This is a genomic window from Aquiflexum sp. (assembly GCF_977115555.1).
The window spans coordinates 1-2,368 of sequence record NZ_CDSBKL010000530.1; the positions used below are offsets into that span (position 1 = coordinate 1).

Annotated in this window: 2 protein-coding genes; both read right to left on the reverse strand. The window is 37.8% G+C overall.

Annotated elements, in window-relative coordinates; translation table 11 throughout:
* Nucleotides 1-1,473: penicillin acylase family protein (locus ACZFYI_RS19165; protein ID WP_462525726.1), on the reverse strand; the 1,473-nt coding region annotated here is incomplete at its 3' end.
* Nucleotides 1,474-1,599: 126 nt separating this feature from the next.
* On the reverse strand, nucleotides 1,600-2,175 hold the full coding sequence (locus tag ACZFYI_RS19170) for a DUF2911 domain-containing protein (protein ID WP_462525727.1): 576 nt from the start codon (nucleotides 2,173-2,175) through the stop codon (nucleotides 1,600-1,602).
* Nucleotides 2,176-2,368 lie beyond the last annotated feature (193 nt).

The following is a 2,368-nucleotide window of genomic DNA, read 5'->3' on the forward strand; positions in this document are numbered from 1 at the left end:
TTTCCCATCCATCAAAAATTTCCCTTGACCTTCCCATTTCAATGGAAATCTTCCCTGAACTTTCATCGCAATATCCCCATCCTTTGAGGCAAATACAAAATTTTGGGCAGGCGAAGTATAATAGTTTAATGCATTGATATAGTCGTCATGGTTTTTGCCCTTGTTAAGCAAAAGGAAGGTTTTTTGCTCATTTGACTCCATATGGGCTGTCCATTTCAAAGAAAAATTAACATCCTTCCTCTCAGACCTGAAGTTTTTATCATATACTACCGGACCATAGTGTGTATAAACAACCGTATCCATAAAAGAATTTTGCCCTTTGACTTTGATTTCTTCAATCCTAAAAGTGCTTTTCACCCAAACCTCATCATAAAGGTATTCTGTTCTGTTTTCATCCTTAAACTGAATAGCATACCAATCTCTTGTATCTCGGGTTGCATTGGTAACACCCCAAGCTATGTCCTCATTAAAACCGGAAATAACTCCCAAAGCGCCGGGTAAAGTAGCTCCTTTGACACTATGGGAAGATGTGGAAAGCTGCATAATATACCATAGCGATGGCATATTAAGACTCAAATGGGGATCATTAGCCAAAATCGGATTTCCACTTTTGGTTTTGGTACCGGAAACTGCCCAATTGTTGGAGCCTATTCCATCCACCGGTTGCGGCAAAGCATTTACAAAAATATCAGAAACGGGGTATTCAATTCCTTCCGGTCGAGAAACTTCCAAAGGAACAAAATCCCAAATTCTTTCGGACTCGATGACCGGATCATTTTCTTCGGGAAAATTGGGATAAAGCTTATCCATCAATTCCTGACCAATTTGATTTCTTAAGTTGGTATATTCCAAGTCCATGTCACTCACCAACATATCCGCCATATATTTTAGGAGCAACAAAGATTTATAAGTGCTCCAAGCTTCCGGTTTATAATTTAGAATCTTGTATTCAATAGGTAATTTTGACTCAGGGAGGTTTTCTATGTATTGATTCACCCCATCTGCATATGCCTCCATCAATTTATAGGTATCCGGATGTTCTTTTTGAATGAAGAGAAGAGAGGTTTCAGCGCTGAAAGCAAGACCTTTTCTTTTTGTCATCCTATCAAGCTCGATTGCAATAGGACCAACTATTTCCGAAATCCTACCTGCGGCTGACATGGTTTGGAATTCCATTTGCCAAAGCCTGTGTTTGGCAGTAATATACCCTTGAACCCTGTATAAATCATTTTCATTGTCCGCAAAAATATGAGGGATTAGATTCTCATCGTAAACCACTTTTACCGGTTCTTGAAGGTTTTTTAGATCAAGTTCTTCCTCATAATCCATATCCTCACTGAATGAGTTTTGCCAGAATCCCTGATTGGGATCAAGCAACTTGCCAATCGGAGGGACAGACCCAAACTGCATGGAAAGAATTATTCCCAAACTGATAGTGATCATGAAAACAACGAGAAAGCCAATGTATTTCATAGTAAATATTTTTGGAATACAGATTTTGGAAATAACTAAAGGAATCTGATTTAAAATAACCAAACAAAAAAAGTATAAAAAAGACCCTGCCAAAAATTTAACAGGGTCTTTTTGAGGTAAGCTAAATTACTGAATACTGATCGGAAGTTTTAACTTTTCCCATCGCACAACAATCCCCGGAGATTCTATGGCAATGGTCAGTTGTTCTTGACTTTCCTCAACCCATTCAGGAGTGGATTCTACACGAAGCACATCATTTCCTTCTTTATACTGAAAATGGCCATGTTCCAGATTCCATTCTGAATTGAAAATTACAGTCCAAGCTCCGGAAGCTTTTGGAATAGTAAACACAGAATATCTTCCTGCTTTCAAAGATTTCCCTTCAACGGTAACATCTGAACTAAAATCCACATAAGTTGCCTCGTTTGCACCTGTTCTCCAAACCTCATTATAAGGAACCAGGTCACCCCAAACAACTCTACCTTTGATAGATGGTGCTCCATATTGAACCATTAATTTTGCAGCTCCTATATTTCCTTCCAAAGTTCTCAAAGGACTGGGTCTTTCTTCAGACTCCGACTTTTCTTCAGTGACGACTTCTTCTGTTTCAGTTGTTTCGGTGCTTTTTTCTGCTCCGCACGATGCAAAAAACATTGTTGTAGCTGAGAAAACAGCTAAGGTGAACAAGTTTGATTTTTTCATAAAGTTGTAGTTTTTACGTTTCGAAGATAATTATTTTTTTTTCAACAAAACCAAATACAAGTCTATATCCTTCAAAACCGTATTTTTCCTGACGCCAAATCCCGAACAAAAAAATATAACAAACACCTGATTATTTCAAAAAAAACCGGGTATTAAAAAAAGACTTTTTATTCTTCCCTTGTGTGGTTAATTT